Origin of the sequence: Rhizobium sp. BT04, from assembly GCF_030053135.1 — a bacterium.
Classification (GTDB): Bacteria; Pseudomonadota; Alphaproteobacteria; order Rhizobiales; family Rhizobiaceae; genus Rhizobium; species Rhizobium binxianense.
This window is the reverse complement of record NZ_CP125652.1, coordinates 3,683,643-3,709,643: the sequence shown is the minus strand read 5'-3', so window position 1 is coordinate 3,709,643 and position 26,001 is coordinate 3,683,643. Positions and strand designations below refer to the sequence as shown.

Here is a 26,001-nt window from a genome sequence, read left to right as displayed (position 1 = left end):
TTCAGCCGGCTGGATTGGCCAGGCAGAGGCCGGTGCCCGCCCCTTCGATCTCGACGAATCTGACGCCGCCCTCCTCGAAGGCGAGGCGCAGCTGCGCCTCCGTCGCGCGGTGGATCTCGTGGTGGCGACCCTCATAATCGCGAATGGTGCTGCGCGAGACGGCTGCCCTTTCGGCAAGATCGGTCTGGGTCCAGTCGAGCAGGCCGCGCGCCGCGCGGCAGAGAGCCGGGGTGAGAATTGTTTCCCTTGCGCCTTGACCCATAATTCTAATTTACCCATATTGGTCGATATAGACCATATATGTCATATTACGAACGGGATTTCCAGATCGGGAGACAGCGATGCCACACGATACGCCCTTGATTTCGACAATCGTCGGCGGCCTCGTGCTGGCTTTCATCTTCGGCGCGTTTGCCCATCGGCTGCGGATGCCGCCGCTGGTGGGCTATCTGATCGCCGGCGTCCTGGTCGGGCCGCATACGCCAGGTTATGTGGCGGATCAGAGCCTGGCGCCGGAGCTGGCCGAAATCGGCGTCATCCTGCTGATGTTCGGTGTCGGACTGCATTTCTCCCTGAAAGACCTGCTGTCGGTGCGCGGCATCGCGGTGCCCGGCGCCATCGCGCAGATCGCCTTTGCGACCCTGCTCGGCTGGGGGCTTGGCGCCTTCATGGGCTGGCCGACCGGCGGCAGCCTGGTCTTCGGCCTGGCGCTTTCGGTCGCTTCAACCGTGGTGCTGCTGAAAGCGCTACAGGAGCGGCGGCTCGTCGAGACGGAGCGCGGCAGGATCGCCGTCGGCTGGCTGATCGTCGAGGATCTCGCCATGGTGCTGGCGCTGGTGCTGATCCCGGCCGCAGCCAGCATCGGCGGCGAGGGCCATGCTCCTGTCGAGCCGCTCTCGGCCGGGCTGAGCCGCCTGTTCGGGCTCGATCTCGGCATCGGCGGCATGATCGCCATGACGCTGGTGAAGGTGGCGCTGTTCGTGGCGCTGATGCTGGTCTTCGGCCGCAAGCTCATTCCGTGGACGATGCACCGCATTGCCCATACCGGGTCGCGCGAGCTGTTCCGGCTCGGCGTGCTGGCGATCGCGCTCGGCGTCGCTTTCGGCGCGGCAAAGCTCTTCGGCGTGTCGCTGGCGCTCGGCGCCTTCTTTGCCGGCATGGTGCTGGCCGAAAGCGAGCTCAGCCATCGCGCCGCCCAGGAAAGCCTGCCGCTGCGCGACGCCTTCGCCGTGCTGTTCTTCGTCTCGGTCGGCATGCTGTTCGATCCGAACATCCTGATCGACAAGCCACTGCCGATTCTGGCCACCATCTTCATCATCGTCATCGGCAAGTCCGTCGCCGCGCTGCTGATCGTGCTCGCCTTCAAGAAGCCGCTCGGCACGGCGCTGACGATTTCGGCCAGCCTCGGCCAGATCGGCGAATTCTCCTTCATCCTCGCCGCCCTCGGCGTCGAACTCGGTCTGCTGCCGGGAGAAGGCCGCGATCTGATCCTCGCCGGCGCCATCATCTCGATCATCCTCAATCCGCTGCTGTTCTTCCTCTGCGACCGCATGCGGCCGCTTTTCGAAGGTGCGAAACGTGAAGACGTCGTGGCGGACCCAGCCGCTGCCGATGCGATCGCCACCCAGGAGGAGACGCCGGCCGAAGACGACGAGGTGCACCCGACCGCTCTCGGCGGCCACGCCATTCTCGTCGGCTACGGGCGGGTCGGCAGCATCGTCGGACAGAACCTCAAATCGTCAGCCACACCTTTTCTCGTCATCGAGGATTCCGACAAGCGCATCGGCGAACTGAAGGCGCAGGGCATCGAAACCCTGATGGGCAATGCGGTGGCGAGGGAAACGCTCGACCTCGCCAATCTCTCAGGCGCCCGCAGCATCGCCATCGCCATCCCGAACGCCTTCGAGGCCTGCCGCATCGCCGAACAGGCGCGCAGCGTCAATCCGTCGATCCTCATCGTCGCCCGCGCCCATTCCGACGCCGAGGTCGATGAATTGAAGCACTATGGCGCCGACACCGTCATCATGGGCGAGCGTGAAATCGGGCTTGGCATGGTTGACCGGCTCGCCCAAGTGCATCATGAGAGTGTGCCCTATGAAGACGGGCATGGGCCTGATACAATTATCCCGGCGGATGACCCTCCGCCGCAAAGAGAATGAGAGATTGGCGCGCTTTTGAGCCGATACGGGAGTGACATCGCCGGGACGGAGACGATGGAGCTGGATCAGCACCGTCTGACGAACCGTATCGCCGCTTCCCTCCTCTTCGTCATCCTTGCTTATCTCGGCCTGCTTTTCGGCGGCAATCTGATCATCTCGCCCGATGTCGCCGTCAATACGCTTTCCTCCTCCGGCCGGGATCCGCAGCCGCCGCAGCTGACTGCGCGCGATGCCGTGCGCGGATTGCTCGCCACCGAGCGCAGGCTTGCGCCGAAGCAGGCAGTCCATGACAGCGGATCGCCCGCGCTTGCCGCCGCCCCGGTTCTCGATTTCGCCGGCTGGGACATATCAGCCGTTTTTCCGGCATCTGAAGCGTCGCTTCATGCCGCGGTCTCCAGGGCCCATCAGCCGCGCGCCCCGCCGGCGGCTGCCTGACGTTTGCGCCGAGGCGCTTCCGACATCTGACGACATACCGCCAGCGCCTGAGCGCCGGCCCTCGATTATCTAAGGAATACAACATGCGTACTTCACCATGGCTGGTGTTCACCTATACGGTGATCATCTTTCTCGGCCTATTAATCGCCCTGCCGAACGTCCTGCCGCAATCCGTCCTCCAGCGCGTGCCGGCTTGGCTGCCGCATGAACAGGTGTCGCTCGGCCTCGACCTTCGCGGCGGCTCGCATCTCGTTCTGGAAGTCGACGAAGCCGATCTGACCAAGGAGCGGCTGCAATCGCTGCTTCAGGACGCCCGCCGCGTGCTGCGCGAAAAGGGCATCCAGCCCAAGGCCGTCGTCCGCAGCCAGAACCAGATCGTCGTGACGCTCGCCGATGCCGCCCAGAGCGATGCCGCCGTCACCGAGCTCAAGACGCTCGCCAACCCGATCAGCACCGGCATCAGCGCCGGTCAGGCGGATCTTGCCGTCACTGCAAACGGCGCCACCATCACCGTCGGCTTCTCGCCGGCCGGCATCTCCGCCAATGTCGACAATGCCGTCCAGCAGAGCCTTGAAGTCATCCGCCAGCGCGTCGACCAGGTCGGCGTCTCCGAGCCGACCATCCAGCGCATCGGCGCCAACCGCGTGCTCGTCCAGCTTCCGGGCGCACAGGACCCGTCGCGCCTGCGTGAGCTTCTCGGCTCCACCGCCAAGATGTCGTTCCACATGCTGTCGCCGAACAACCAGCCAGGTCCCGGCGTGACCATGCTGAAGGACGATGAAGGCCGTACCTACCCGGTGCTCGATCGTGTCGAAATCTCCGGCGACCGGCTGTCGGATGCCCGCGTCAGCTTCGATCCGAACACGCATGAGCCGATCGTCAGCTTCCGCTTCGACAGCGCCGGGGCCAGCCGCTTTGCCGATATCACCCGTCAAAACGTCGGCAATCCCTTCGCCATCGTCCTCGACGACAAGGTGCTGAGTGCCCCTGTCATCCGCGAGCCGATCACCGGCGGTTCCGGCCAGATTTCCGGCAACTTCTCGGCCGACAGCGCCACGACACTTGCCGCCATGCTGCGCGCCGGCGCCCTGCCCGCCAAGCTGACGGTCATCGAGGAACGCACGGTCGGCGCCGACCTCGGCGCCGATGCCATCAAGATGGGTATTTATTCCGGCCTCGTCGGCTTTGCTCTCGTTGCCCTCTTCATCTTCGTTCTCTATGGCACCTGGGGCATCCTGGCGAATGTGGCGCTGCTGATCCACACGATCCTGACCTTCTCGGCCCTAACGCTGGTGGGGGCGACGCTGACCCTGCCGGGCATTGCCGGTGTCGTGCTCGGCATCGGCCTTGCGGTCGATGCCAACGTTCTCATTAACGAGCGCATCCGTGAGGAAACGCGCAAGGGCAAGAGCGCCTTCGCCGCCATCGATACCGGCTTCAACCGGGCCTATTCCACCATCATCGATGGCAACATGACGGCCCTGATTGCGGCCGCCATCCTGTTCTATTTCGGCTCCGGACCGGTTCGCGGCTTTGCCGTGACCATGGCGCTCGGCCTGATCATCTCGATGTTCACCTCGGTTGCCTTCGTGCGCGTCGCAATGATCGAGATCACCCGCCGCCGCAAGTTCAAGGTGCTGAACATCCGGCCGCTGATCCCGTTCAGCCCTTATGACAAGCATATCCAGTTCATGAAGGCGCGCTTCTTCGGCGTCACCGTTTCGGCGCTGCTGTCGATTGCCTCCGTCGTGCTGTTCATTCATCCCGGCCTCAACTACGGCGTCGATTTCCGCGGCGGCATCCAGATGTCCGTCAAGACGCAAGGGGCTGCTGATCTTGCGAAGTTCCGCGAAGGTCTTGATAGTCTCGGCCTCGGCGAAATCACGCTGCAGTCCTTCGGCGACAAGAACAGCATCCTCGTCCGCGCGCAGCGGCAGGAGGGCGGCGAAGAGGCGCAGACGGCAGCGGTGACCAAGCTGAAGGCAGAAGTCGCCAAGATCGACCCGTCCGCCACCGTCGAAGGCACCGACGTCATCGGCCCCAAGGTCAGCGGCGAGCTCGCCTCGGCCGGCATCCTGTCGGTGGTGATCGCAAGCTTCGCGATGCTGATCTATATCTGGGTGCGGTTCGAATGGCCGTTTGCCGTCGGCGCCATCGTCACGCTGGTGCTCGACGTCACCAAGGCGATCGGCTTCTTCGCGATCACCGGCCTCGACTTCAACCTGACGGCCATCGCCGCCATCCTGACGCTCGTCGGTTACTCGGTGAACGACAAGGTCGTCGTCTATGACCGCATGCGCGAAAACATGCGGCTCTATAAGTCGATGCCGTTGCGCGAGATCATCGACAAGTCGATCAACGAGACCCTGGCGCGAAGCCTCTACACCAATGCGACGGCCTTCCTCGCCCTGGTGCCGATGGCGATCTGGGGCGGCAGCGCCGTCTCGAGCTTCGCGATCCCGATGGTCTTCGGCATTCTCGTGGCCGGCGCCTCTTCGATCTTCATCGCCGCCCCGATTCTGCTCTTCCTCGGCGACTGGCGCCGCCGCCACGCCAAGGCCGCCCCGGGAGACGATACGGCCGTTGAGATCATCCCGCCGGAACAGGGTCGCCCGCGCAAGTCGGCAAGCTAAAATATCCAGTTGACGCATCCTTGAAGAGGGCGCTGGTTGCAGAGCCGGCGCCCTCTTTCTATTGTCGGTGACTGCAAGGATAAAATCATGCAGCGTTTCAAAGGATTACAGCGTCCTTTGCGTGCCTGAAAACAGACGCGGCGCTGCCACAGAGATCGGGAAACCGCAAGATGTCATCCGACCCGACGAGACCATCGGAAACCAATATTGCCGGCGACAGCGAGGAGCGCATCAAACGATTTCTCGCGACCGCCTCGCACGACCTGCAATCGCCGCTCCGCCATATCGCCATGTATGCCGAGCTGCTGCTCGACGATCTCGAGGAAACGCTCGACGGCGAACAGCTTCAGAGCCTCAGGATGATCATGGAGAAGGCGCAAGCCGCACAACGCCTCACCAAGGCATTGATGAGCCTTGCGGGCGGAGCACCTCAGGTGACACCTGAAGAGGTCGATCTGCAGGCGCTCTCCGAAAATGTCTGGGGCGAGCTGACCGACGAAACTGGGGTTAGCGATGCGACGCTTGAAAGCGAAGGCCTGCCCTCCATCCGCACCGACGCCGCCCTGCTCGGGCTGGTGCTGCGGCATCTGCTGACCAATGCCCTCATTTATCGCGGCGAAGCGCCGCCACATGTGACGATTGCGGCGGAGCGAAAGGGCACGGATTGGTTCATCCGGATCTCCGACAATGGCCCGGGCATCGATACTGCCTATCGCGAGCGGATATTCGAGCCTTTCTGGAAATTGCCGAAGGCGGGAGCGGTCCAGGGCGCCGGCCTCGGATTGACGACGGCGCGGGAGTTTCTGACGGCACTTGGCGGCAATATCAGCCTGGAACATTCGGATGCAAGCGGCAGCCGCTTCATCATCCGCCTTCCGATTGCCTAAGCGTCTCGCAAAAGTGTGCAGTGGTTATGCGAGTGGCAGGCGAATCTGAAGATCGCGCCGCGCTTTAGGGTCAAATGCTGTAATCGTCCTTCCAAAAATCCGGGACGTCATAGGTCACATATTCGCGGATGATGTGCTGCAGCGTCTGGGCATCGATCTCGTCCTTGCCGATGCGAAAATCGACGCCGTAGTTCGGGAACTCCTGGAAATAGCCGCCCGATATATCGGTCGAGACGACGCCGATCGGGCCGGTGTAACCGATGCCGCGCAGTTCCGGCACCGTTTCGCGGAAATCGGCGTTCGGCAGAAGGCGGTTGTCGAGCAGGATGAGATCGAAACGCGCCAAGCGGATTTTTTCCAGCGCGTCCCCGATAGACGGTGAATATTCGACCTCGACGGCCGGCTCGGAGAGCTCGGCGATCTTCTTCTTGAGCGCACGGAATTCGATGAATTCGTCGTCGACAAAGAGAACCTTTACGGCGTTCCTTCGGCCCGTTTCGGTGATCATCGTCTCAATTCCCCAATCCCGAAACCAGCTTCACGTAACCAAACCATTCCGCAAGGCGATCGCCACCATATGAACGCGGTTGACGGCGTCCAGTTTGCGCGCGGCCGCGGTGATGTGCGAATTGACCGTATGTTCGGAGAGACCGAGAATGATGGCGATCTCCGCCGACGTCTTGCCTTCGCTCGTCCATTTGACGATTTCCGATTCGCGGTGGGTCAGCCGTCCGGACATTTCCGGCGTCAGGATTTCCTCATAAAGCTTGTCGAAAATGCGCATGGCGTCGAGAAGCATGTCGGCGATCTCGCTCTGATCCGGCTCCTGACGCTCGCCGCTGAGCACAAGACAATAGCGCCGCCCTTCCGGGGTGAACAGCGGGATGAACAGGAAGACGCCACTCTGGAACTCGTTGAAAACGAGATCGGACCGGTAATCTTCCGGCCGCACATTCCTGCCGTGAACCGGCGTTGCCAGAAACTGAGCGGACTTTGCCCGGACGGTGCCGAGCGCTTCCTTCAACGTCGTGATGAAAAGGCCGACACGCCGGTCGGCGACATTGGTGATGACGATATCGCGTTCACCGAAAGGGGCCGAAGCCTCGGAAATGCGGGCCAGCGCGAAATTATCGAAGTTATAGTGCTGCGCGGCCGACTTCAGCAGACGGAAAAAATCGGTGCGGTTGATCGCCCGACTCAGCTCCGGTCCGGCATGAAAGGGAATTGCCGGGACATTGTTCATTCCCACTCTTCCTCTCCTCCGCCAATGCCTCCAATCCCGAAATCTTGGGATATACGTCTTAAACGCGAAGAGCTACAAAAATTGCGAGACGGTTGATGACGAATATCGAAACGGGGACTTTCGATATTTAAGGCGGAAATCATCAACTATCTCAACTACAAGTGATGCACGGGTTACTGAGGGGCAGTAGTTCTTACCTGGGTGTCGTAAATCTTCGCGCATCAACATCCATGAATGCGAGAAGGCAGTGCCAGACGTAAGCGCGAGAGAGCCGATAGACCCATTCAGCTAAGGGGTTGGCTGATGTTCGTGGCGGCGAACGCGGGTTGATCGGTTCTCTCAGCGCTTAATTTGCGTCGCATTTGCTTCGCTTCGGTTGCATCTTGGGATGCGTCCTCGACCTTGTCAATCTCGGTTTGTCATATGGCTTGGACAAAGGACAGGAAACAGCTTAGCGGGCTTTCGCCGTTTCCTACATCTCGAGATTGAGAATAATCCTGGCGAGGTCAAGCGGCTTTTCCAGATAGACATCGGCGCCGGCCTCAAGTGAGCGCGCCCGGTCCTCGGCCGCATCCGATCCGCTGCAGACAGCAAGCCGCATCGCTTTGAAACGATCATCCCGGCGCAGCCTGCTCACCAGGCCGATGCCGCTGTCGAGCGGCATGTAGAGATCGACGACCAGCAGTTCCGGCAGGGGCCAGCCTTCCGCCGCGCGCTGTTCCAGCGCCGCCAGCGCCGTCTCGGCGGTCGAAAAACAGAATAGATCGACCTCTATCTGCTGCTTCCTGCGGATATAGTCGAGATAGAAGAGATCATCCCTGCTGTCGTCGACATAAATTATGGTAGGCATTCAGCACCGTGATTTGGATATTGTTCGAATGAACCTCGTTGTCCTTCACCGTCACGATATCGCGATTTCACGAAAATTCGATCCATCTTATCGAAAAATCGTTTTGCGAAAAGCGTGGCACCGCCCGCCACTGACTATTGAGTATTCCTCGATTTCGGAAAAAATGGCGACGCCAAGCGAGGAGGAAACGACGGGTGCAGGATAAGGGCAACGTGGACCTTCAGGACCAGCGGAGGCGGTCGCGCTACCGTGGCTTCGCGATTGCGGTTGGCTGCCTGATGGTCCTTCTCGGGGTGAGCGCTGTTGCCGGCTGGCTGCTGCAGATCAAGGCGATCATTTCGCTCGTTCCCGGCTTTCCGTCGATGGCCTTCAACACAGCGCTCTGCTTCGTGCTTTCCGGCCTGGGGCTGGCGGCCTCGACGCTGGCTGCCCGTCGCTTTCGGTTGGCAGCAACGATCATGGCAGGGCTTGCCGCGGCGATCGCCGCGGCCCGGCTGGTGGAAATCATCACCATCGGGCGGACTTTCCACAATGTCGACCTGTTGATCGCGCGCTTCCTGGTTCCGCCCGATTTCATCGCTGAGATCGGTGGCGGCATGGGGCCGAATACGGCGTTGGTCTTCCTGATCGCCAATCTTTCGCTGCTGCTCGCTCTCCACGCGGAGAGGAAAAGCCAGGTGGTGCAGGAATTGACGAGCTATGTCGTCATCACCCTCGGCATGATCGCCCTGGCCAGCTATGTCACATCAGCCGAACAGGGTTACCGCTGGGGACCCTATGCGGCGATGGCGCTGCATACGGCGATCGGCATCGTGATCTTCGGCTCGGGGCTTCTCGCCCGCTCCTGGTGGATGCAGCCGGCAAACCGGGCGCAGATCCCGCTCTGGATCCCGGCTGCGGTCTGCTTCACCGGCCTTCTCGTCGATCTCTATACGCCGCTCGGCGTCGCCAACGGTATTCTCTATGTGCCGCTGGTGCTGACGGCGCTCTGGTTCGGCAACAGGAACGCGCCGCTTTTCTTCGCTTTTGCCTGCACCGTGCTTTTGATGCTCGGCTTCTTCGCCGTCCGGCACGACGAGGCGGCGTTCTGGCAGGAGATCGCCAACCGCACGATTACGGCGGCGACGCTCTGGCTGATCGCCATCCTCGTCTTTTATTTCATGCGCAACAATCATAACCTCGAAACCGAGCGCGTCCGCTTCGGCGCGCTGGTGCGCGGCACGCCCGATGCCGTCATCGTCATCGACGAGGCTGGAACGATCAGGAGCTTCAACCCAGCGGCCGAAACCATGTTCGGTTACTCTCCGCAGGAGACGATCGGTCAGAATATCAAGATGCTGATGCCCGAACCCTACCATTCCGAGCACGACGGCTATCTCGCCCATTACCGCCAGACCGGCGAAGAGCGCATCATCGGCACGACACGCATGGTCTCCGGACGACGCAAGAGCGGCATCGTCTTTCCGATCGACGTTTCCATCAGCGCCGTCGCCACCGGCGATACGAGGATTTTCGTCGGTATCGTGCGTGATATCAGCGAGCGCGCCAGGCAGGAAGAGCGGATGAAAACGACGCTTGCCCAGCTCGAGGCCTATACGGCCGAACTCGAGCGCAGCAACCACGACCTCGACGAATTCGCCTATATCGCCTCGCATGACCTCAAGGAACCGCTGCGCGGCCTGCACAACCACTCCCGGTTCCTGCTGGAGGACTATGAAGACAAGCTCGACGATGACGGCGTACGCCGGCTGAACCGGCTGGTGCGCCTCAGCCAGCGGATGGAGAAACTCGTCAACGACCTTCTTTACTTCTCCCGGCTCGGGCGGCAACAGCTGGCGGTCAAACGCACCGATATCGGCCTGATCGTCAAGGATGTCGTCGCGACGATGGAACTCCTGCTGGAGGAGCGACATGCCAAGGTCATCATCGACGGCCAGTTGCCGGATGTGGTCTGCGACGCGCCGCGATTGACCGAGGTGTTCCGCAATCTCATCACCAATGCGATCAAATACAATGACAAGCCGGCTCCGCTCGTTTCGATCGGCTATCTCGATCGGTTCGTCGGCAAGGACGGCACGGTTGCCCGCAACGTGTTTTTCGTTAGGGATAACGGCAAGGGCATACCCCAGGAATTCCATGAGGACATTTTCCGCATTTTCAAACGGCTGGAAAAGTCGCAGGATTCCGACGACGGCACCGGAGCAGGCCTCACCTTCGTCCGCAAGATCATCGCCCGGCACAATGGCGATATCTGGCTGGAATCCGAGGTCGGCGCCGGCACCACATTCTATTTCACCCTGGGAAAAAAACGCGAGGGGCAGAATGCAGCAGCGTGACACGCAACCGATCCTGATCGTCGAGGACAGCGAAGACGATTTCGAAGCAACGATGCGCGCCTTCAAACGCACCAACCTGCGCAATTCGATCCGCTGGGCGGCCTCCGGGCAGGAAGCGCTCGACATGCTCGCGGCGATGGTGCCGAAGCCGGGGCTGATCCTGCTCGATCTCAACATGCCGGGCCTTGACGGCCGCAAGACGCTGGAGGCGATCAAATCGAACGCCGGCTGGCGCAAAATCCCGGTGGTGATCCTGACCACCTCCGACGACGAGCGCGACATCGAAGGCTGCTATGCGCTGGGCGCCAATACCTATGTGCAGAAGCCGGTCGATCTCGACGGGCTGTTCGCGGCGATCCAGCGGCTGAAGGAATACTGGTTCGAAATCGCCATCCTGCCGCTCGAGGACTGACAGATTGGCGGAAGACTGCAGCATTCTCATCATCGACGACAATATCGACGATCGCGAGGTCTATCGCCGCATATTGGGCCGCGTCTCCAGCACCGCCTATACCGTTCTGGAGGCGGAGACGGGTGAAGAGGGCCTGGCGCTGAACAGCCGCAAACGGCCGAACTGCATTCTGCTCGACTATTCGCTGCCGGGGCGCGACGGGCTCGGCGTGCTGGCCGACATTCTGGAGCGCGATCCCGCCGCCAACGTCATCATGCTGACTGGCCAGGGCAGCGAAACCGTCGCCGTCGAGGTGATGAAGAGCGGCGCGCGCGACTATCTGACAAAGGATTCGCTGTCGCCGGAAACACTGCACCGCTGCATCCAGAACGCCATCATGCACGGCATGCTGGAAGCACAGCTGGAGCAGAAGCGGCAATCGCTTGAGATCTTCACACGGGCCATGGCCCATGACCTGAAGGAGCCGCTCAGGACGATCAAATCCTTCAGCCGCATCCTGCACGGGTCATCGGCGCTTCCGGCCGAAGACCGGGAACTGCTCGATTACGTGCTCAGCGCCGCCGACCATATGGAAGACCTGATCGTCAAGGTCTCGGGCTTCACCAGACTCGAGGCCTCCGGCGGGCCGGAGCTGACGCCAGTCTCGCTCTCCGATGTGCTTAATCAGGTGGAGGACAATCTGCGCCAGCAGACCGAAAGCCGCGGCGCCGTCATCATCCGCGGGACGCTGCCGGAGGTGATGGGCGATGCGACGCTGCTGACCCAACTCCTGCAGAACCTCGTGTCGAATGCCGTCCGCTACTGCGAGCAGAAGATTCCCGAGGTTACGATCTCAGGCGAGGCGCATGGAGACATGTGCCGTCTCACCGTGCGTGACAACGGACCTGGCATCGATCCTCAGCATCGCGAACTGATCTTCCAGCCGTTCAAGCGTCTCGTCGGCCGCGGCATCGAAGGCACCGGGCTCGGCCTTGCCATCTGCCGCCGCATCGCGCAGCTGCATGGCGGCGCGATCTGGTGCGAGGCGGAAAATGGGCCGGGCGCCACTTTCATTGTCGACGTGCCGCTCGCCGAGGCGAGGCCCGAGCCGCCGGCCGTATCGGTCATGCCGCACAGCGCCAAGCCCGCCGAGCAGCCGGGCGAAGGGCCCGGCAGGCTTGCCGAAGTGCTGCTGGTGGAAGACAGCCCGGCCGACATCCAGATTCTGAAGATCAAGCTGATGCGGCGGGAGAAGGTGAATTTCAACCTGCATGTCGCCACCAACGGACGCGAGGCGATGCGGCTGCTGGAAGAGCGCGCCGGCATCGCCGATCTGCCACAGATCGACCTGATGCTGCTCGACATCAACATGCCGATCATGGACGGCTTCGAGGTGCTGCATGCGCTTTCCGCCGATGTCCGCCTCAGCCAAATTCCCGTCTGCATTCTCAGCACCTCAAGCGATGAGACCGACATGCGACGGGCCCGAAATCTCGGCGCACGCGCCTATATGGTCAAGCCGCCGACCCTGCAGCAACTGGAAGAGGCACTCGAAGATGTCGAACATTTGGAGCTGCTGCAGCGCGGCGATTCGCTTGCGCTTTGTGCGGAACAAAACTAAGCGATGGTCATTGGCAACGGTATGACCTTCGCAGCTTTCATACTCGCGCTCCTGACGACGCCGCTTCAATCAGGACTGCTCCAGATGGTATCAGGCATACATCACGTCACCGCCGTCACTCGAAAAGTGCAGGCGAACGTGGATTTTTACGCAGGCTTTCTCGGCATGCGGCTTGTCAAGCAGACGGCCGGTTACGAGGACGCGACTCAACTGCATCTCTTCTACGGCGATGCGGCGGGCACGCCGGGTTCGCTCCTGACCTTCCTCGCCTGGGAAGATGGCGCGCCCGGCCGGGCCGGCTACGGCCAGATCAGCGAAATATCACTGTCGATCGACCCTGCGAGCATCGGCTACTGGCTGACGCGCGCCATGAGCTTCGGTCTGCGCTCGGAAGGGCCGGCCGACGAATTCGGCGAACCGGTGCTCCGGCTGAAGGACCCCGACAACATCATCCTCAAGCTCGCAGGCGCAAAGGCTCTGACATCGCCGGCCGTCTGGGACGGCGCCTCGATCCCGGTCGAGCACGCCATCCAGCGGGTGCGCGGTGCAACTATGCTGACGGAGAGGCCCGCCGAGAGCCGCGGCTTCCTCGAGCGCCATTTCGGCTATCGCTTCCAGGCCAACCGCGGCACGATCGACAGGCTGGTTTCGCAATCCGGCGACGTCATCGACGTGCGCGATGCCCGCGGCTTCTGGTCCGGTGCGCCGGGCACCGGCACGGTCGATCACGTCGCCTTCCGCGCGCCCGATGAGGAGACGCTGCTGTCCGTCCGCAAGGCGCTCGAAGCCACCGATGCATCGCCGACCAACATGCACGACCGCAAATATTTCCGCTCGCTTTACGCCCGCGAGCCTGGCGGCACGCTGGTGGAGCTTGCCACCGACAAGCCGGGCATGGCCGTCGATGAAGAACATGCCGCGCTCGGGACGAAGCTGTTCGTACCGCCCGAAGCCATCACCAATCTCCATGACCTGAAGGTGGTGCTGCCGCAATTTTCAATGCCCGGCCAGCCGCGCATCAATTATCGCGAGCTGCCTTTCGTCCATCGCTTCTATACGCCCCCGGATCCCGACGGCAGCGTCTTCGTGCTGCTGCACGGCTCCGGCGGCAATGAGACGACGCTGATGCCGCTCTTGAACAAGGCGGCGCCGCGGGCGACGCTGCTCGGCGTGCGCGGCCGGGCGACGGAGGAAGGTTTTCCGCGCTGGTACAAGCGCATCACCCCCTTCTCCTTCGACCAAAACGACATCAAGACCGAAGCGGAAGCCTTCGCAGCTTTCATCGAGGGTGCGGTCAAATCCTACGGGCTCGATCCGCAGAAGGTCGTCTATGTCGGTTACTCCAATGGCGCCAACCTGCTGAACTCGCTGCTCTACCTGCACCCGAACCTGGTTCACAAGGCGGTGCTGCTGCGCTCCATGCCTGTTCTCAGCGACTATCCGCATGCCGATCTGAAGGGCACGGATCTGCTCGTCATCAGCGGCAAGACGGATGCCTACGGCAAATATGCGAGCGAGCTGGAAGAGCGGTTGAAGAGTTCGGGCGCCACCGTCGATTCCGACGTCATTCCCGGCGGCCATGATCTCGGCGATGCCGATGTGCCGATCATCCAGAAGTGGTTGCTCCAGAGAATGGGCGACGATCCACCGCCGCTGGAGCAGCAAGCGACTAAGCCGAGGAGCGAGACGTTCGGGCAACCATGATCCCGGCAAGGACGACGGCGCCGCCCAGCGCCTGCATCGTGCCGATCGCCTCGTTGAGCAGCGCCCAGGCGAGGATGGCGGCGACGACCGGCTGCAGCAGCAGCGTCAGCGAGGAAAAGGCCGGCGGCAGATAGGCCAGCGCATAGGTGATCGCCGCCTGCCCGCCGGCATGGCTGATAAACGCGAGGCCAAAGACCATCGACCAGCCATAGACGGTCATCGGCAGCATGTGGCCCTCAATGAAGAAGGCGACCGGAAAGATGCAGATGGCAGCCGACGCCGTGCTCCACAGCATGATTCGCGTCGTATCGAACCGGCTGCGCAGGCTGCCGAGCGCAAGGATGTAGCAGGCATAGAAGAAGGCGGCTGTTGTCGCCAGGCCGTCGCCGTGAAGGTCGCCGTTGCCGATCGCTGCCGGTCCGCCTTTCAAGACGATGACGCCGGCCAGCGCCAAGGCAAGCCCGAGCAGGAAGACGCGGCTGATCCGCGCTTTGAAAAAGAGAAAGGCGATCACGGTGACGAAAACAGGCGCAAGGTTGGCGAGCAACGTCGCATTGGCGACTGACGTCATCGTGATCGAAAGGTGCCAGGCGGCGAGATCGAGCGACAGCATGACGCCCGGAAGGATGAGCAGGCCGTAGTCGGAAAGGTTTTGCGGCCTCGGCCCCCTCTCCTTTTTCATCAGCGAGACGATGACGATCGGGATCAGCGCCAGCGCCACGCGCCAGAAGGCCGTCGCCATCGGCCCGACCTCGGAAAGCCGGACGAAGATCGGCGAGCCACCGATCGCCGCCCCGCCGAGAATGAGCGCCGCCAGGGGGAAGCGGTTGGAAGGAGAGCCTTCGGAAAGGGTGGAGGCCGGCTGCGACATGATCTCGATATTCTTGGTCGCCCGAAAACAGGGCGGTGGGATATTGGCTGCCGAGTGCGTATCAGAAGTCGATCGCCGGCGACAGCCGCCAAGCGGCATCCGAATATAAGATCAAGCCGGATGCGTGTTTGGAACGGTTCAGCTTTAGAACCGCTTCAAACTTTGTTCTTACAATTGCCGGCAAAAGCGCTTCGCGTTTTGCCTGGGAAAACCGCTTTACACTTCTGGAATTGCTCCGGTCGCGTTCACCCGCAGCTTCCCGGCGATCTCGGTGGCGACGAAGAAGGCATGCTCGGTCACCTGCGGCAGGCCCATCAGTTCGCCGAACGTACCGCGCGCCAAAGGGCCGGAGATCAGCAGCGAAGGATCTGCCTTTCCGGATGGGCCGATCGCCTCCGAGCGCTCGGTGCAGGCAAAGCCGAGGCCTGTGGGATCAAGCGACAGGTGGCCGCTTGCGACCAATGCCGCGAGCCAGGGCTGGGTTTCGAGAATGCCGCCATGGGCCGGGCCGGTGGTGACGACGACGGCGTCATAACTCCGCTCCAGCGGCTGGCGCTGATGGCGCGGCTGCAGGGCGCAGACGATGCGCTCGCCTTCGATGCGCGCATCGGCGACCGAGCCGGCGAGAATCTCGAGGCGGTCGGCAGCAACCGCCGTGTCGAGCACCGCCTCGACCTGCGGCGCGATTCGGAAACGGTGCACGTCCCAATAGGGACGCAGATGGCGGACGAGGCGGCGGCGTTCGGCAACCGGCAGCGCTTGCCAGAGATCATATCCCTGCGCCCGCACCTGGTCGATCACGCCGTGCCAGCTGATGCCCTCAGCCTTCGCCGCTTTTATGGCGGTGCGGATCGCTGCCAGCAGCGACACGGCAGACGGGGCCGTACCGGCGAGGAAATCGCCGAAGAGCGGCTGCGGCACCGGCGCATGCCCACGCGACCGCAGGCCACGGCGCGAGATTGATGTCACCGGACCGTCATGCCCGCGTTCAGCCAGCGAGGCGATGACATCGGCAGCCGTCAGGCCGTTGCCGATGACCAGCACCCGGTCATGCGGACGGATCACGTCGAGCGCGCCCGGCTTGGTGGTATCGGCGACGAAACGGGGATGGGCTGCAAGCCGGCTCGCGAGCCGGCCGGGGGCTGCGGGCGGCGGGTGGCTGGTGGCGATCGCAACGATATCGGCCTCAGTGACGCCGCCTTTATCGTCGCGGATCGTCCAGCGGCCGGCATGGCGCTCAACGCTGGTCACGGCAGCGCGGCGATGACGCACGTCCCCATCCTCCAGCAACGGTTTCAGCAGGGAGGAGACGTAATCGCCGAACAGCCGACGCCGCGGGAAGAGCGAGCCATCGGGTCGTTTTGCGTCGGGGTCGTCGGCGACGGCGTCGCGGGCTTCGATCCAGGCCTGGAATTCGCCGATGTCGTCGGGCTGCAGGCTCATCTTGGCGGCTGGAACATTGATGCGATGGGCCGGATCTGTCGTGTCATAGGCAAGGCCGCGGCCGAGCTCGGCGCGCGGCTCGAAGACTAGGATGACGGGACGCTCGCCGCGGCTCGTTCGGCCGAGATGATAGGCGACACCTGCGCCGGAGACACCGCCGCCGATGATGGCGACGACGGGCGGTTCGAACGTCGGAGATGGCTTGGAATGCATGGCGGCCGGGATCATTGCTTTCGATGCCGGAAGCATAGAAGCCGGGCAGCGGCCGCGCAATCCTTCCGCCACCATTGTCTATAATTTTTATAGGCTTATCCCGATATCGTCGTCGAAAAATCGGGGTTGCCGCGGATTGTATTGCTCACCGTGCAGATCTCATCCTCCGCCGCATGGACGATCTTGCGCCGGCTTTCCTCATCGATATCACCCTTGATCGAGAAGGCGATGTTGAACCTGGCAACGCGCGAAAGGCCCTCCGTCGCCTTCTCGCCGGTGACGTCGGCGGTGATCTCGCTGATCTTGTCGAGAATGCCCATCTGGCTGGCGGCCATGCGGGCGCTGAGCACGAGGCAGGCAGACAGCGAGGAATAGAGCAGGTCGAGCGGGTTGAAGCCCGGCTGCGACGGCGACGTGACGATATCGATCTCGCCCTTGGTGGCGGAGGTGACATGCGGAAAACCGGTGCGGCCGAGAACGGCGGTGGCGCCGGTCGGGCGGGGACGGGCCTTAAGATCGACCATGATGAAATCCTCTCGTGAACATTCTGCAGATGGCAATTTCCGCCCGGCGCCGCACCGGGCAACGGCTGCCCGCCGGTTTCGGAACCTTTCCATCCGTCAGCAGTTGATTACACCTGAACGAAACAGTGACAAAGGTGGATTGCGATGGTGCATGTCCGCAGAATGGATCGCCAGGGCGGGCGCATGGACGCCCGCGATCGGCTGATCGTCGCGCTCTATGCACAGCTGAAGGCCGAGCGGGAAACACGCGAGACGCTGGAATGGGCGATCCGCAACGGTGCCGTCTCGCAGGAGGTGCTGGAGGCGATTGCCGCCGATCCGGTTCCCGTCGTCACCAGCGAGGATATCGCCTCGGTGGAGAAGATCATCGCGCTGGACGAGCGGCGCAAAACAAATCGGAATTAGAGTATGATGGCGACGCCGTCATGCTCCCTATCTCATTGAGAAGAGGAGATTCGAAATGGCCGATATCACCTATCAGGTCGTGCCGCATGACAATGGCTGGGCCTATAAGCTCGGCGACACGCTGTCGGAAACCTATGCGACGGCGGATGAAGCGATCGTTCACGCCAAGGACGCCGCGTCGCGTCAGAAGATCGGCGATGGCGACGCGTTGCTTGCTTATCCCGCGCCCGATGGCCGCGGCTGGGCATTCCAGGAACTCGAAACCGACAAGAGCAACAGTCGGCTCTGATTTGCGACGGAGGATGGAATGGCCGCGCGGGCAAGCTGGAAGGGTCATCTGAAGGTGGGCGACCTTGCCTGCGCCGTCGGGCTTTACACCGCCATTTCCTCTTCCGACCGCGTCTCCTTCAATATCATCAACCGCAAGACCGGCCATCGGGTGGAACGGCAATTCGTCGACAGCGAGACCGGCAAACCGGTCGAACGGGACGACCAGGTCAAGGGCTACCAGATGGAGAATGGCGATTACCTCGTCATCGAGGGCGACGAGATCGCGCAACTCATGCCGGAAAGCGACAAGGTGCTCAATATCAAGGCTTTCATCGGCTACGACGATATCGACAAGCTTTATTTCGACCGGCCTTATTACCTCGCCCCGGTCGACGAACATGACGAAGAGGCGCTGCTGCTGATTGCCAGGGGCATGCGTGACGGCAAGGTCGCAGCACTCGCCGAAGCCGTGCTGTTCCGGCGCAACCGGACGCTGCTGATCCGTCCGCATGACGACTGTATCGTCGCGACGATGCTGAACTTCGACTATGAGGTGCGTTCGGCTGATACCGTCTTCAAGGACATTCCCGACATCAAGTTCGACAAGGAGATGATCGCCCTTGCCGGCCATATCATCGGCACCAAGCAGGGCAGTTTCGAACCGAGCGAATATGTGGATCGCTATGAGGCTGCCCTCGTCGAACTGGTGAAGGCGAAGATCGAGGGCCGGGCACCGCCGAAGAAGAAACAGCCGCCGGAACGCAAGGTCGTCGACCTGATGGAAGCACTGCGCCAAAGCGCCGGCATGAGCGGCAAGAGCTCGGCAAAGCCGCCGGCACCGAAGAAGGCGCCGGCGCGCAGCGACAGCCCCAGCAAAAAGGCGGGCTGAGAGGGCTCTGGAAACCGGTCGATGCCTTGCCGAGAAAGCGCCGGGACGGTTTTTTCGCGGCGGCAAAATCGTTGGAGAAGAAGAGAAGATTGACCGTTCTTAACGCGGCGGCTTCCGCTCGCCCTCCGCGGCCAGGCTCTTTTTCAGCGCATCCATGATATTGATGACGTTGCCGGTCGATTTCACCGGTGCGGGTTTTTTCGCCGGCGCTGCCTTCTTCAGGCTCTTCTGCTTGCCGCGGATCATCGACTTCAGGCGCTTCTGGATCGGATCCTGCACCATGGCCGGGCTCCAATCTTTCGTCTCTTCCTTCACCAGCTGCGTCATCAGTGTCAGCAGCTTGCTGTCGATCTCCGCCTTGCCGTCGAGCTCGGCCACCGGTTCGCGCACCTCGTCGCCATAACGCAGGGTCCAGAGAACGATGCCCTTGCCCTGCGGTTCCAAGAGCACGGCACGCTCGCGACGATAGAGCACCAGCCTGGCGATACCGACCACATCATTCGCCTTCATCGCCTCGCGGATGACGCAGAAGGCTTCCACCCCGACCTTGTCCTCGGGGGCCAGAAAATGCGGTTTGTCGTACCAGATCCAATCGATCGAGCCGCGCGGTACGAATGTGTCGATATCGATGGTGCGGGTGCTTTCGAGCCCGACCTCCTCGATCTCCTCGTCTTCGAGCAGAACATAGTCGTCCTCGCCGCGCGGATAACCTTTCACCTGGTCCCGATCGGCCACCGGCTTATGGGTGACGCTGTCGACATAGCGGCTTTCGACGCGGTTCTTCGTCTGGCGATTGAGCACATGGAAACGCACTTTGTTGCTTTCGGTCGTCGCCGGCGTCAGCGAGACGGCGGCGGTGACGAGCGAGAGCTTGAGATAACCTTTCCAGAATGTCTGACGCGCCATGTCTGTCCTGCCTCCCGGACACGGTTGGGCATTGTTATCAACGGCGGATTCGGTGTTTGGTTCCGGGAACTGAATGAGGTTTCGATTGACGACAGCAGCCAACGTGCCGGCTGGCGCGGCAGGAGTGCGATCGCGCCGGCCTGTGGGTTGGACCAGCGGGCGCGACATATTGGAAGGTTCAGCAAACTGGATTCGACGAATGATATGGCTTAGAGTGACGCCGCATGGCGGGCTCAAGCAGGAACTGAAGCAATAACTAATTGATCCAGTTCACTAATTTGGCAAAGACCATGCACTGCAAGAAGAGCTGCGTGTCGGCTGTTTTGGATTGTGGGAGTGGTCAACCGATCGAACCGTAACGTTTCTGATGGGTCGTAGACGGAAATCAGTGTCGATGATTTCGATACCGCATACAGAGTCCAACAGAGGTAAATTGTAATTTTGGCTCAGTCCTATTTCGAATAGGAACATCCCCGAACATGAGATAGAAGAGCTCTTAATGGCGATACAAGACGCGTCTATAGCACGAGACTATTATCAGGGCAGCCACCGCCGGCGGACTGCTTCCAGATGGCGCGTCAGACGGGACGTGCTGGCGAAGCTGGTTCTTACTGTCGCATTTTACGCCGCGCTTTGGCGGGCGACCGGCATGTGGTACGGCCTGCCGGCAAATTTCGATGATGGCGCGGCGGTAGACCCGCTTCCGATGAAGTTAATGCTTTACAGCCTTATCCCATTGTCGGGTTTGTATTTTCTGTTGGAACAGCGGCAATTCATAAGGACCTTTTCGAGGATTTCACCTCTCATCGGGGTCGTTGCCATTTCCTGTCTGACATCAATCGTCTTCTCGATTGACAAAGGTGCGTCTCTCAAGGGATTGGCCGCCGTCATCGTTCTCGCGGTCCCACCGCTTCTGTTTCGCGCGCGGTACGGCAATGTGGAAGCCTTTCGCATCCTGGGACGTTTTGCGATCGCGGCTGCATTCATCAACGTTCTCTATACCGCCGCTTTCCCGCAATTCGCCATCATGCGCGGCAGCTATGCCGGCATGGTAAAGGGGGCGTTTTACCACAAGAATACGTTGGGACAGTTTTGCTCGGTCAGCTTTGTTTGTCTGTTGTCAACGCAGAAGCTGGGCCGGCTTCGTTACAGCACGCTGGTACGATGGGCTGCGATGCTTTGCCTCCTCGCTTTGATTGTAGCGACAAAGTCCTCGACAGCGGTTGTATTGACGATGTTCGGCAGTATCATGCTGTATGCTATCCGGATTATCCACGTCTATCCAAATCGCCTTTTTCGCTCATTTGTCGTCGCTTTGCTGTTTCTTCTTGTGGGTTTCGGCGCCAGTTTCATTTATTTAGGCGTGGCCTCCGCCGTTGCTGAAGCTTTCGGCAAAGACCTTACTTTCTCGGGACGCACCAACATCTGGGAACAGCTGTTTCCGCTGATATGGGATAGGCCGATAACCGGCTATGGCTTTGCGATGTTCCGCCAGCCAGACGTCATGGAGGAATATGTCAAGGTGACGTTCGACGCCCGGTCGACGCACAACACCTATCTCGAACTTGCCCTCAATATCGGCATTCCCGGTGTCAGTGCATGGGTCGTGTTTTTGGTGACCCGTCTGTTCCGGAAGATGACAATCGTCGAAGCCGATCAAGAGCAATCGGGCGCCAGACGAAAGGAAATCGTGATCGTCATCCTGATCATGCTTGGATCGATGACAGAGGCCGGGATGATGCTCGCACCTTTTATTCTCTGGCCACACACTGTGATTGCACTCTCCGAGCTGCGTCCGAAGCTGTTGGCAAACCGGAGACCGCGTGAGGCTTGAGACGCGGAGGCTTGACGGGCGCTCCGCTGGTCTCAGCGGGCGATTAAGTCGAGAGATAGCGTTTCTGCCAAGGCAGCATGCTTTCTTGCCATGCACGCGGCGTGAAATCGTCATAGGCAGTCTCGGCAATCGCCAGCATCCAATTCTGCTCCTTGCGGGCCAGCAAGACGCATGACAATTCCATGCCAGGTTCGATCGCAATGGAGGGCCGGTTGGCGCCTGGAATGTCGATCCCCTTGTCACGCCACTGGATGCGGATCTCGTCGGGCTCTGATGTCCATTCGCCGGAGGAAACGGAAACCTTTCCGTCGGGCTTGACGCGAAGCGGCGGCGGCGTGACGTTCAGAAAGCTGCCGTCGTTGAGATAGTTGCCGTCGACTTCCCCCGCCGTTGCCTCGCCGTTTCCCTTCAGAACGATGTCCTGCTTGCACCGCAGGAAAATGTTGCGTCGAAAGCTTCCGGACCAAGGCCGATTGGCGAAAAAACCGATCTCACATTCGCTGATCACGTTATCGTGGATGTTCATGTCTTTGCGAAATGCCAGGCTTTGGTCCGAGTAACCGCTCAAACTCACGCCGCGATTGCTGTTCTCGATCCTGTTGTCATAAACATGGTGGCCGGCATGGTTGGCTTGATCGCCGATCCCGTAACCGAAGGAATAATCGTTCATCCTCCCGTCCCGCATGACGTTGCTGCGCACGACCGCATCGTCGCCGATCGACGAAAAGGAGAAATTTTTGCCCCCGATGAAATTATATTCAACGCGGTATTGTCGCGTTCTGCCGCAAACCAGCGCCCCCTTGTTGGATGTGCTGGTCGGCGACTGAAGAAAAAGATTGCCCCGGATGACCACATTAGAGCTCACATTGCGGTCGTCGTTTTCGTAGGCGAATTGGCAACAATCCGCCCCCTGGCCGGGCGCCGCGCCGACGCGGTTGTTCTCCAGCAACACGTCCGACGTCATCGTAAGGTAAATGCCGTCACCGCGTACATTCTCGGTCTCGCAGCGCCTTATGACGAGATTCCTGCCATTGTGAAATTTGAAGCCGCGGGGAGAATTCTTGACGATCACATCTTCGATCACCGTATCGGAAAACACCTGATAGGCGAGGCCAATGTCCTCGGCGCCGTCGATGACCTGCCCCCGGGTGGATGCACCGTGAATTTTCTTTCGCAAGATGGCGGTCATCGGATCTCCATTCGATACGGTTGCAGCTCGTCATAATGAGGGATCGTGTGGCGGATGTTTGAATATCGGAAAATTATCTTAGCCTGAACGACCGCTGGGAAATCGATGCCAATAGACCCTGACATCCCGACAATCCGTATCGCGCAAATCATGCCTGCGCTTCCGTTTTATCGGGGTTCGGCCACATCGGCCGGAACAGTATCCGTCCATCCGCGCGCTCTGACCTTGGAGCGCTTGCCGGCATCCACCGGTCACACCTTCGCCCAATTTGGCCTGCAAGCCGTTCTGGCAATGCCGCGCTGCGTTTCAGCAGTCAATGTTAAATCACCCGTCAGGCTCTATGGCCTGAGTCGTGGAACCGTTGAAAGGCAGCTGTAAAATGTGCCCTTTAATTGAATCCCTGTCGCAATGAGAAGCGGATTGATATCGCTCTCCTTGTCGCCGGCTTCATCGGACGAATGGTAAAATAGCAGTACCCCGAAAACCCCGACCTTGCGGCCCCTGCGCTGACTCCAGAGGTCGTCTCTCGCCATGGCCGGAAACCCGTCTAAGGTGAGTTATTTTCATTTTACCCTGATGCCGGTTGCATCTTGAAGGGTCTCGCGGTACGAAGTTCCGGGAGGCCAAATCGAGGCCAAAAATGATTACGCATCGTCAAGATATCGACGGCCTGCGTGCCGTAGCCGTAATTTTCGTGATTCTTTATCACTGTGGATTTGATCGCATGCTCCCCGGCGGATTTATCGGGGTGGACATTTTCTTCGTGATATCGGGATATCTGATTACGAAAATCATTCTTGCCGACGTGAGCGATGGCCGATTCTCGATCGGCAACTTTTATAGTCGCCGAGCAAAACGAATTCTTCCCGCTGTCGTGGTCATGTATGCTTTTGTGATGGCGGCTTCCTATTTTACGATGCTGCCTGACGAAAGCTTGCGGGTTTTCAAATCCGTGACGTCCTCCGCGCTTTTTGCTTCAAATGCCTACTTCTATTTTACAACTGGATATTTCGATGATTCCGCGGAATTCAATCCAGTCCTGCACACATGGTCGTTGTCGGTCGAAGAGCAGTTCTACGTCTTTTTTCCCCTGATCGTCATGTTGGCTAGCCGATATGGGCGCAGGGCAACCGGGATGGCCATAGCGGGGCTTTTTGCGGTCAGCATCATTGCCTCCATTATCACCGTTCCAATCAATCGCTCCGCAGCCTTTTATCTTGTGCAGTATCGCGCGTGGGAACTGCTCGTAGGCTCTCTCATCGCAGGACCGGCATTGACGAAATTCGCTGATGCTCGGGTCAACCATGTGCTTTCGGCAATCGGTGCTTTGCTGATCTGCCTCAGCGCATTGCTGCTATCAAAGACGTCGGAGTTTCCCGGATTGACGGCGTTGCCCGCCACCGCAGGCACGGCGCTGATCATCTGGACAGGCCCAAGCACCGTTGTCAGCAAGCTTCTCTCATTGAGGGTCGCCACCTCCATAGGCTTGATCTCCTACTCGCTCTATCTGTGGCATTGGCCGATTTGGGTATTTTCGAACCAGTATGGGGCGTGGGACCACGGCTGGCAGTTGGTGCCAGTCGCTTTGAGTTTCGTCGTCGCATATGTTTCGTGGCGGTTTGTCGAAACGCCGTTCCGAACGATGAGATACCGACCTGCCGTGTCCGTTGCCGCCGGGGCTGCTTCAATCGCATCCGTAGCCATGCTGGCATTTGTCGGGCAACTCGCTGCCGAACAAATGAAAGAGGACAACACGGTCGTTGAGCGTGTGGCGGAATTTGCGGACTACGACCCTTCGAAAGCCTTTCGCAGTGGACAATGCTTCCTCACGTCAAACGACGGCATCGAAAAATACGATCGTGATGCCTGCCTGGCTCTATCAAAGAATCAGCAAAACATTGCGCTCGTCGGTGATAGTCACGCCGCTCATTTATATCCTGGGCTGAGGACGCTTACGGGGGCCAATGTCATTCAGGCGAACGCATCAGGATGTCGTCCTACTCTCGACACCGAAGGCGAAGAACGCTGCATCGAACTCATGAACTACATGTTCAAGGAGTTCTTGCCGAGTCATAAAGTCGATGTTCTCATATTGGCTGGGCGCTGGACAAAAGATGACGTGAAACTCATCAGAAAGACGGTGGATTACCTGTCACCCTTTGCCAAAAAGGTCGTCGTCTTCGGACCGGTGGCAGAATATAAATCTTCCCTACCACGGTTGCTCGCACACAGTCTCTACGAGAAGCAACCCTTTAAAGCCGCCGATCATCTGGTGCCTCGACAACATATCGGTCTGGACATTCAAGACGCCTTGGCCGGAAGCGGAGCAACATACATCTCCACTTATAAGACGATGTGCAACCCGGATTGTGTGGTGTGGACAAAAGGCGGAGACCCAGTCCAATTCGACTATGGGCACTTCACCGCTGACGGCTCCCGCGTTCTGATTTCAAGAGTTAAGCAAGCCCTGGTCATTCCGTAAACCGCCCATCTTTCAGAAACGACAGGGTCTCTTTCCACATCGTTCTGTTGACGGGTAAGAACGTGTGGTTGGCTGCGATGACGATATGCGCCGCCGCGCCGTCGAGACGGGTGCTCTCCACCGACACCTTTCCATCATTCGGCACCCTGAGACCGATGATAAAGGAAGAGACCGGGTCAATGGTCCGATTGCCGGCGATGATGCCGAGTTCGCAATCGACCGTGCCGAACAGCTGGGTCATGGCCGTTTGATCGGTCGTCAGCTGCTGTCCCGCCGGTCCATAGAATTTCCTGTATAGCGGCCAGCCCTTGAGGAAATCGGCAACCTGACTGCCGTTGTTCGGCGTTCCGACCATGACCACCCTGCCGAGGTTGGATGGGCGATCGTTCCTGAGAAAAGCCCGGATGATCAGCCCGCCCATCGAATAACCGACGAAATGGACACGGCCGTCGCCTCCTTCCTTCGCAGCACCGTCGATCTCCGGCCGAACGAAGTCGACGAGGTCGCCGATCGAAAACCGGGTGGAGGGGTAGCCGACATTGACGACCCGAAACCCGTGGCCGGACAGGAAGTTGGCGAGCTTCTGCATGCTTTTTCTGGTCCGGGCAATACCGTGAAAAAGGATGACCGTGTCGTTCATCATGTGTCCGCCCAAGGTGCCGCTATCGATCAAGCACCTATCCTGTAGCTTTCAAGGCGGACCTTGTCGATCAAGG

23 protein-coding genes are annotated in these 26,001 nt (G+C 60.3%); 13 read left to right on the top strand and 10 right to left on the bottom strand.

All coding sequences use genetic code 11. The features are described from left to right. Window position 1: 1 nt before the first annotated feature. Window positions 2–262: a DNA-binding transcriptional regulator gene (locus QMO82_RS26345; RefSeq protein WP_183605673.1), complete on the bottom strand. Its 261-nt coding sequence runs from the start codon at window positions 260–262 to the stop codon at window positions 2–4. 79 nt (window positions 263–341) lie between these two features. Between QMO82_RS26345 and ybaL the strand changes: the two genes are divergently transcribed. The 4 genes from ybaL to QMO82_RS26325 all read left to right on the top strand — a co-directional run bounded on the left by ybaL (window position 342) and on the right by QMO82_RS26325 (window position 6,114). After that, window positions 342–2,159 (top strand): YbaL family putative K(+) efflux transporter, encoded by a 1,818-nt coding sequence (gene ybaL, locus QMO82_RS26340; RefSeq protein ID WP_183605672.1) that lies wholly within the window; start codon window positions 342–344, stop codon window positions 2,157–2,159. Between the two features lie 54 nt (window positions 2,160–2,213). Further along, a complete protein-coding gene (locus tag QMO82_RS26335; protein ID WP_183605671.1) occupies window positions 2,214–2,594 on the top strand; it encodes a hypothetical protein in 381 nt (126 codons plus the stop codon). Between the two features lie 83 nt (window positions 2,595–2,677). Next, entirely contained in the window at window positions 2,678–5,227 is a 2,550-nt protein-coding gene (secD, locus tag QMO82_RS26330) for a protein translocase subunit SecD (RefSeq protein ID WP_183605670.1), read from the top strand. 170 nt (window positions 5,228–5,397) lie between these two features. After that, window positions 5,398–6,114: an ATP-binding protein gene (locus QMO82_RS26325; protein WP_183605669.1), complete on the top strand. Its 717-nt coding sequence runs from the start codon at window positions 5,398–5,400 to the stop codon at window positions 6,112–6,114. A gap of 70 nt (window positions 6,115–6,184) precedes the next feature. On the opposite strand, the gene QMO82_RS26320 is transcribed toward QMO82_RS26325, so the two are convergent. The 3 genes from QMO82_RS26320 to QMO82_RS26310 form a co-directional block, all read right to left on the bottom strand. Then, window positions 6,185–6,622: a response regulator gene (locus QMO82_RS26320; protein ID WP_183605668.1), complete on the bottom strand. Its 438-nt coding sequence runs from the start codon at window positions 6,620–6,622 to the stop codon at window positions 6,185–6,187. Window positions 6,623–6,652: 30 nt separating this feature from the next. Continuing rightward, entirely contained in the window at window positions 6,653–7,357 is a 705-nt protein-coding gene (locus QMO82_RS26315; RefSeq protein WP_183605667.1) for a LuxR C-terminal-related transcriptional regulator, read from the bottom strand. A 472-nt stretch (window positions 7,358–7,829) separates the two neighbouring features. Further along, window positions 7,830–8,207, bottom strand: a complete 378-nt coding sequence (locus QMO82_RS26310) for a response regulator (protein ID WP_183605666.1) — start codon at window positions 8,205–8,207, stop codon at window positions 7,830–7,832. 194 nt (window positions 8,208–8,401) lie between these two features. On the opposite strand from QMO82_RS26310, the gene QMO82_RS26305 reads away from it, so the two are divergent. The 4 genes from QMO82_RS26305 to QMO82_RS26290 are packed head-to-tail and all read left to right on the top strand — an operon-like array spanning window position 8,402 to window position 14,259. Continuing rightward, window positions 8,402–10,543, top strand: a complete 2,142-nt coding sequence (locus QMO82_RS26305) for a PAS domain S-box protein (protein ID WP_183605665.1) — start codon at window positions 8,402–8,404, stop codon at window positions 10,541–10,543. Further along, the gene (locus QMO82_RS26300; RefSeq protein ID WP_085736129.1) at window positions 10,530–10,955 is read left to right on the top strand and encodes a response regulator; all 426 of its coding nucleotides are present in this window, start codon (window positions 10,530–10,532) and stop codon (window positions 10,953–10,955) included. Before QMO82_RS26305 ends, QMO82_RS26300 begins: the two co-directional genes overlap by 14 nt. A gap of 4 nt (window positions 10,956–10,959) precedes the next feature. After that, window positions 10,960–12,555, top strand: coding sequence for a response regulator (locus tag QMO82_RS26295; protein ID WP_183605664.1), 1,596 nt, complete (start codon window positions 10,960–10,962; stop codon window positions 12,553–12,555). 21 nt (window positions 12,556–12,576) lie between these two features. Continuing rightward, window positions 12,577–14,259, top strand: coding sequence for a VOC family protein (locus QMO82_RS26290; protein WP_246718171.1), 1,683 nt, complete (start codon window positions 12,577–12,579; stop codon window positions 14,257–14,259). Here QMO82_RS26290 and QMO82_RS26285 read toward each other — a convergent pair. The 3 genes from QMO82_RS26285 to QMO82_RS26275 all read right to left on the bottom strand — a co-directional run bounded on the left by QMO82_RS26285 (window position 14,225) and on the right by QMO82_RS26275 (window position 17,310). Continuing rightward, window positions 14,225–15,130 (bottom strand): DMT family transporter, encoded by a 906-nt coding sequence (locus QMO82_RS26285; RefSeq protein WP_183605662.1) that lies wholly within the window; start codon window positions 15,128–15,130, stop codon window positions 14,225–14,227. The genes QMO82_RS26290 and QMO82_RS26285 overlap by 35 nt on opposite strands. A gap of 216 nt (window positions 15,131–15,346) precedes the next feature. After that, the gene (locus QMO82_RS26280; protein ID WP_183605661.1) at window positions 15,347–16,801 is read right to left on the bottom strand and encodes an FAD/NAD(P)-binding protein; all 1,455 of its coding nucleotides are present in this window, start codon (window positions 16,799–16,801) and stop codon (window positions 15,347–15,349) included. 80 nt (window positions 16,802–16,881) lie between these two features. After that, complete coding sequence (locus QMO82_RS26275) at window positions 16,882–17,310, bottom strand: OsmC family protein (RefSeq protein WP_183605660.1); 429 nt, start codon at window positions 17,308–17,310, stop codon at window positions 16,882–16,884. 144 nt (window positions 17,311–17,454) lie between these two features. Between QMO82_RS26275 and QMO82_RS26270 the strand changes: the two genes are divergently transcribed. Genes QMO82_RS26270 through QMO82_RS26260 form a run of 3 tightly spaced genes read left to right on the top strand, consistent with a single transcriptional unit; the run spans window position 17,455 to window position 18,874 of the window. Then, the gene (locus QMO82_RS26270) at window positions 17,455–17,715 is read left to right on the top strand and encodes a hypothetical protein (RefSeq protein ID WP_003570398.1); all 261 of its coding nucleotides are present in this window, start codon (window positions 17,455–17,457) and stop codon (window positions 17,713–17,715) included. A 55-nt stretch (window positions 17,716–17,770) separates the two neighbouring features. Beyond that, window positions 17,771–18,004 (top strand): DUF2188 domain-containing protein, encoded by a 234-nt coding sequence (locus QMO82_RS26265; RefSeq protein ID WP_183605659.1) that lies wholly within the window; start codon window positions 17,771–17,773, stop codon window positions 18,002–18,004. Between the two features lie 18 nt (window positions 18,005–18,022). Beyond that, window positions 18,023–18,874: a Ku protein gene (locus QMO82_RS26260; RefSeq protein ID WP_183605658.1), complete on the top strand. Its 852-nt coding sequence runs from the start codon at window positions 18,023–18,025 to the stop codon at window positions 18,872–18,874. Between the two features lie 99 nt (window positions 18,875–18,973). On the opposite strand, the gene QMO82_RS26255 is transcribed toward QMO82_RS26260, so the two are convergent. Beyond that, complete coding sequence (locus QMO82_RS26255) at window positions 18,974–19,780, bottom strand: Ku protein (RefSeq protein ID WP_183605657.1); 807 nt, start codon at window positions 19,778–19,780, stop codon at window positions 18,974–18,976. Window positions 19,781–20,279: 499 nt separating this feature from the next. Between QMO82_RS26255 and QMO82_RS26250 the strand changes: the two genes are divergently transcribed. Then, entirely contained in the window at window positions 20,280–21,614 is a 1,335-nt protein-coding gene (locus QMO82_RS26250) for an O-antigen ligase (RefSeq protein WP_183605656.1), read from the top strand. 43 nt (window positions 21,615–21,657) lie between these two features. On the opposite strand, the gene QMO82_RS26245 is transcribed toward QMO82_RS26250, so the two are convergent. After that, window positions 21,658–22,803: a right-handed parallel beta-helix repeat-containing protein gene (locus QMO82_RS26245; RefSeq protein ID WP_183605655.1), complete on the bottom strand. Its 1,146-nt coding sequence runs from the start codon at window positions 22,801–22,803 to the stop codon at window positions 21,658–21,660. A gap of 640 nt (window positions 22,804–23,443) precedes the next feature. Here QMO82_RS26245 and QMO82_RS26240 point away from each other — a divergent pair. Further along, window positions 23,444–25,285, top strand: coding sequence for an acyltransferase family protein (locus QMO82_RS26240; RefSeq protein ID WP_183605654.1), 1,842 nt, complete (start codon window positions 23,444–23,446; stop codon window positions 25,283–25,285). Here QMO82_RS26240 and QMO82_RS26235 read toward each other — a convergent pair. Further along, window positions 25,275–25,925, bottom strand: coding sequence for a triacylglycerol lipase (locus QMO82_RS26235; RefSeq protein WP_183606637.1), 651 nt, complete (start codon window positions 25,923–25,925; stop codon window positions 25,275–25,277). The genes QMO82_RS26240 and QMO82_RS26235 overlap by 11 nt on opposite strands. Window positions 25,926–26,001: the final 76 nt, after the last annotated feature.